This window comes from uncultured Aureimonas sp. (assembly GCF_913775355.1).
Classification (GTDB): domain Bacteria; phylum Pseudomonadota; class Alphaproteobacteria; order Rhizobiales; family Rhizobiaceae; genus Aureimonas.
The window spans coordinates 1-5,228 of record NZ_CAJYIU010000123.1; the positions used below are offsets into that span (position 1 = coordinate 1).

At 64.8% G+C, this 5,228-nt stretch carries 5 protein-coding genes; all 5 read right to left on the reverse strand.

The window, feature by feature from the left end; translation table 11 throughout:
• Positions 1-116: 116 nt before the first annotated feature.
• Positions 117-809 carry an ABC transporter ATP-binding protein gene (locus QZ753_RS08680; protein ID WP_294642829.1) on the reverse strand — a complete coding sequence of 231 codons (693 nt, stop codon included), beginning with the start codon at positions 807-809 and terminating at the stop codon, positions 117-119.
• Entirely contained in the window at positions 806-2,038 is a 1,233-nt protein-coding gene (locus tag QZ753_RS08685) for a lipoprotein-releasing ABC transporter permease subunit (RefSeq protein WP_294642835.1), read from the reverse strand. The genes QZ753_RS08680 and QZ753_RS08685 overlap by 4 nt, the downstream gene beginning before the upstream one ends.
• 80 nt (positions 2,039-2,118) lie before the next feature.
• Positions 2,119-3,441 carry a proline--tRNA ligase gene (proS, locus tag QZ753_RS08690; protein ID WP_294642830.1) on the reverse strand — a complete coding sequence of 441 codons (1,323 nt, stop codon included), beginning with the start codon at positions 3,439-3,441 and terminating at the stop codon, positions 2,119-2,121.
• Between the two features lie 398 nt (positions 3,442-3,839).
• Entirely contained in the window at positions 3,840-4,106 is a 267-nt protein-coding gene (locus tag QZ753_RS08695) for a DUF1467 family protein (RefSeq protein WP_294642832.1), read from the reverse strand.
• 93 nt (positions 4,107-4,199) lie between these two features.
• Positions 4,200-5,228 (reverse strand): ribonuclease J (locus tag QZ753_RS08700; protein ID WP_294642833.1); only part of this gene is annotated, 1,029 nt, incomplete at its 5' end.

Genomic DNA, 5,228 nt, shown 5'->3' on the forward strand with positions numbered 1-5,228 from the left:
GGGTTCCCGATGCAGTTCGGAAATTCCAATCTGCAGGTTGGCGGCGCGAGCATCAGCGAAGGCGGATCCCTTGGCCGGAGTACAGCGAGTTGCCACGCCGCAGACCGACGCCCGCACTATCGCAGGACGTGATCCACGATCTTGCCCTCGCGCAACGTGATCGCCCGGTCCATGCGCTTGGCGAGATCATGATTGTGTGTGGCGATGACCGCGGCGACGCCGGACTGGCGGACGAGCGCGGTCATCGCGTCGAAGACGTAATTCGAGGTCGATGGGTCGAGGTTGCCGGTCGGCTCGTCCGCCAGCAGCACGTAAGGATTGTTGGCCACTGCGCGCGCGATGGCGACGCGTTGTTGCTCGCCCCCGGACAGTTCGGCCGGTCGGTGCGTGATCCGCTGGCCGAGGCGCATATACTCCAGCAGCATCTTGGCGCGATCGGCCGCGACCGGACGTGCCAGACCGCGGATCATTTGCGGCAGCATCACGTTCTCCAGCGCCGAGAACTCCGGCAGGAGATGGTGGAACTGGTAGACGAAGCCGATCGACGAGCGACGCATCGCCGTGCGACCGGCGTCGTCGAGACCAGCACAGGACGTGCCGTTGACCACGACGTCGCCGCCGTCCGGCTTCTCCAGAAGGCCCGCGATGTGAAGGAGCGTCGACTTGCCGGCGCCGGACGGCGCGACCAGCGCGACCATCTCGCCCGCACGAATTTCCATATCGGCCTTGTCGAGGATCGTGAGGCGCGACTCGCCCTGAACGTAGTGCCGCTCGACTTGCGTCAGACGAAGGGAGGCGTTCATGCTCATTCGTAACGCAGTGCCTCGACCGGATCGAGCTTCGAGGCCTGCCAGGACGGCAGGATGGTGGCGAGGAACGACAGGCCGATCGCCATTGCGACCACGGTCACCACTTCGCTGACGTCGATCTCGGCCGGAAGCCGCGACAGGAAATAGAATTCCGGGTTGAACAGCGTGGTGCCGGAGACCCAGGAGAAGAACTGCCGAAGGTTCTCGATGTTCAGGCAGAACAGCGTGCCGAGCACGAAGCCCGCCAGGGTGCCGGCCACGCCGATCGAGGCGCCCGTGATCAGGAAGATGCGCATGATCGAGCCGCGCGAGGCGCCCATCGTGCGCATGATGGCGATGGCGCTTCCCTTGTCCTTCACCAGCATGAACAGGCCGGAGATGATGTTCAGCGCCGCCACCAGAACGATCAGCGTGAGGATGATGAACATGACGTTGCGCTCGACCTCGAGCGCCGAGAAGAAGCTCTCGTTCATGCGCTGCCAGGTCACCGTATAGTTCGGTCGTCCGGCCGCCTGCTCGATCGGCCCCTGCAGGGACGTGACCTGATCGGGATCGTTGAGGAAAATCTCGATCGACTGCGCCTTGTCCTCCGAGTTGAAGAACAGCTGCGCCTCCGTCAGCGGCATGTAGACGTAGGAGGCGTCGTATTCCGAAAGTCCGATCTCGAAGATCGCGACGACGGGATAGGCTTTCACCCGTGGGGTGACACCCAGCGGCGTCACATCGCCCTCGGGCGAGACCAGGGTGATGGTGTCGCCGAGCGCCAGACCGAGCGACTGCGCGAGGCGCGAGCCGATCGCGACGCCCTGGCTGGTGTCGAAATGGTCGATCGAGCCGAGCTGGATGTTGCTGGAGACCGGGGTGAGCTTCTGGAGGTCGGCGCCGCGGACGCCCTTCACCAGAGCCCCCGTCGAGGCGGAACCCTGGCCCGAGCCCGTCGCCAGCACCTGTCCCTGCACCAGCGGCATCGTGTAGGCGACGCCCGGAACGCCCGAGACGCGCTTCGCTACGTCGTCGAAATCGGTCAGCGGACTGTCGATCGGCTGCATGATGACATGGCCGTTGACGCCGAGAATGCGCGTCAGGAGTTCACCGCGGAAGCCGTTCATCACCGACATGACGATGATGAGCGCCGCGACGCCCAGCATAATGCCGATGAAGGAGAAGCCGGCGATCACGGAGACACCGGCATCGCGTCGGCGCGAGCGCAGGTAACGCCCGGCGATCATCCACTCGAACCGGGAGAACGGCCGGGTCTTCCCGGCCGCCCGGCCGCCGTGAACGGCGTCCTCGAGAGTCTCCGCCGCGGTCACGCGGACAGTCGCGCCAGAATGTCGCCGACCGGCAGCGTCTCACGCTCGCCGGTCGCGCGGTGCTTGATCTCGACTTCGCCCGCCTTCGCGCCGCGCGGGCCGACGATGACCTGCACCGGCAAACCGATCAGGTCCATGGTCGCGAACTTCGCGCCGGCGCGGGTATCCTCGTCGTCGTAGAGGACGTCGTGGCCTGCAGCCTGCAGATCGGCATAGAGGCGGTCGCAGACCGCATCGCAGTCGGCGTCGCCTGGCTTCATGTTGACAAGGCCAACGTCGAACGGCGCGACGCCTTTCGGCCAGATGATGCCGTTCTCGTCGTGGCTTGCCTCGATGATCGCAGCGATCAGGCGGCTCGGGCCGATGCCGTAGGAGCCCATTTGGACCGGCACTTCCTTGCCGTCGGGGCCCGTGACGGTCGCGCCCATGGGGGCGGAATACTTGGTGCCGAAGTGGAAGATGTGGCCGACTTCGATGCCGCGGGCGGCGAGCCGATCACCCTCGTCCACCGCATTCCAGGCGGCTTCGTCGTGCATCTCCTCGGTCGCCGCATAGGGCGTCGTCCATGTCTGGACGATCGAGGCCAGCGACGCCGCGTCGTTGAAGTCGATCCCCTCGCCCGGCACGGCCATGTCGAGATAGTCGCGGTGGCAGAAGACCTCGCTTTCGCCGGTCGAGGCGAGGATGATGAACTCGTGGCTGAGCTCGCCGCCGATCGGACCCGTGTCGGCACGCATCGGGATCGCCTTTAGGCCCATCCGCGCGAAGGTGCGCAGGTAGGCCACGAACATCCGGTCGTAGGCGGTCTTCGACGACTCGTAGTCGATGTCGAACGAGTAGGCGTCCTTCATCAGGAACTCGCGCGAGCGCATCACCCCGAAGCGGGGGCGGACCTCGTCTCGGAACTTCCACTGGATGTGGTAGAGGTTGAGCGGCAGGTCCTTGTAGGAGCGCACGTAGGACCGGAAGATGTCGGTGACCATTTCCTCGTTGGTCGGACCGAAGAGGAGGTCGCGCTCGTGGCGGTCCTGGATGCGCAGCATCTCCTTGCCGTAGTCGTCGTAGCGACCGCTCTCGCGCCAGAGGTCGGCCGACTGGATGGTCGGCATCAGGAGCTCGATGGCGCCGGAGCGGTCCTGCTCCTCGCGGATGATCTTCGTTACCTTGTCGAGCACGCGTTTGCCGAGCGGGAGGAACGAGTAGAGCCCGGCGGCCTGCTGACGGATCATTCCCGACCGCAGCATCAACCGGTGCGACACGATCTCGGCCTCCTTCGGGGTCTCCTTCAGGATCGGCAGGAAGTAGCGGGACAGGCGCATGGAAACTCGTGCGGTTTGCGTTCGAACTGGTGAGCGTGGCGTTGCCAAGCTCTTAACCACTCGCTGAAGCCTTGGGAAGCGAGGCAGCCGCCTTCCGCAAATGGCCGCACGTCTGGTGCAAGCTCGACCCGAATAGGAATTTGCCGAAAACGGAGGCAGGGTGACGAAAAACTGTCACAAAGAGCCGATTTCGAGTCGACAGGGGCCCGGCAGCGCCGGTAAGTAAACGCTGTCAAAAGAAACGCCTTAACGGCGCAGATCGTCTGGTTCAGTCATGGGAGGACGCGGTTCCCGGCGCGCATGAGCGCGGCCCCGGTCTCGATATCGGAGCGGAACCCGGATCAGGCACCTTAAATGCGAAGCGCGAGCTTCGCATTTTTTTTGTGCAAAGTTCTAGTTCAGGTGCCCGGCACGATGTGTGGGAACGAGCCCGGACCGATCCCCCAGACTTCCGTCACGAGGTAGAACAAGGCGTAGACGGCGGTCGCCAGAAGCGTGTTGTAAAACACCATCCTGGCGAAGCTGAAACGAGCCGGAGCGCTGTGGGTGGTGCCGAGCACCACCTCCCCTTCGTCCGCCTGCGACCGCATGCGGATCGGCAGGACCATGAACAGCACGGTCCACCAGATCACGAAATAGATAGCGATCGACGTGAGGATCCCCATGCTTCTCCTCCATCGGTTCGACAGGTTTCCGAGGTTCGGGACCCATCCCGAACCTCAGGAACCGCACGCATGCGGCTTAAGCGAGGCGGGACATCAGCCGCGGGTGACGAAGACCGTCACGGCCGGCTTCTTGCCCCAGACGTCGTAAGCCTCTCCGCGAACCGCCCGGCGGACCGCCTCGCGCACGAGTTCGAGGTCCTTGCGCCGACCACGCGGAATGCTCTCGACCGCACCCGCAGCAGCCTCCATCAGGACGTCGACGAACTCCTCGCCCTCCTCGTCCTTCTCGGGCAGGCCCATCGCGACGACTTCAGGGTCGATGTCGAGCTCGAGCTTCTCGTCCAGCTCGACCAACACCGAGACGTGACCGGCAAAGGACAAGCGCCGGCGCTCGCCGATGCCCATCTGCTCGGCGGTCCCGACGAGGTGACCGTCCTTGTAGATGCGGCCGAACGGCACATCGTCGATCACGGTCGCCGCACCCGGCGCCAGTCGAAGGAGCTTGCCGTTGCGGATCGTGACGACCTCCGGCACGCCGAGTTCACGCGCGAGGCCCGCATGGGCCATCAGGTGCGCAGCTTCACCATGCGCGGGAACGGCGATCTTCGGACGGACCCATTCGTACATCTGGCGCAGCTCGCTGCGGCGCGGATGGCCCGACACGTGGACCAGCTGGTCGTGATCCTCGATCACGCGCACGCCGCGCTCGATCAGGGCGTTCTTGATGTCGAGGATCGCCTTCTCGTTGCCCGGAATGGAGCGCGAGGAGAAGATGACCGTGTCCCCTTTCGACAGCGCCACGGTCGGGTGTTCGTCACGCGCGAGCTTGGCAAGTGCTGCGCGCGGCTCGCCCTGGCTACCCGTCAGGACGATCACGGCCTTGTCGCTCGGCAGGTAGCCGAAGTCCTGCTCGCTCACGAACGGCGCGATGCCCTCCAGATAGCCGAGCTCTTCCGCTACATCGGCAACGCGCTTCATCGAACGGCCAAGCAGCAGGACCTGTCGGTCCGCTTCGGCTGCAGCCTTGGCGATCGAGCGCACGCGACCGACGTTCGACGAGAAGGTCGTGATCGCGACGCGGCCTTTGGCCTCGCGGATGATCTGCGACAGAGACTGCGTCAC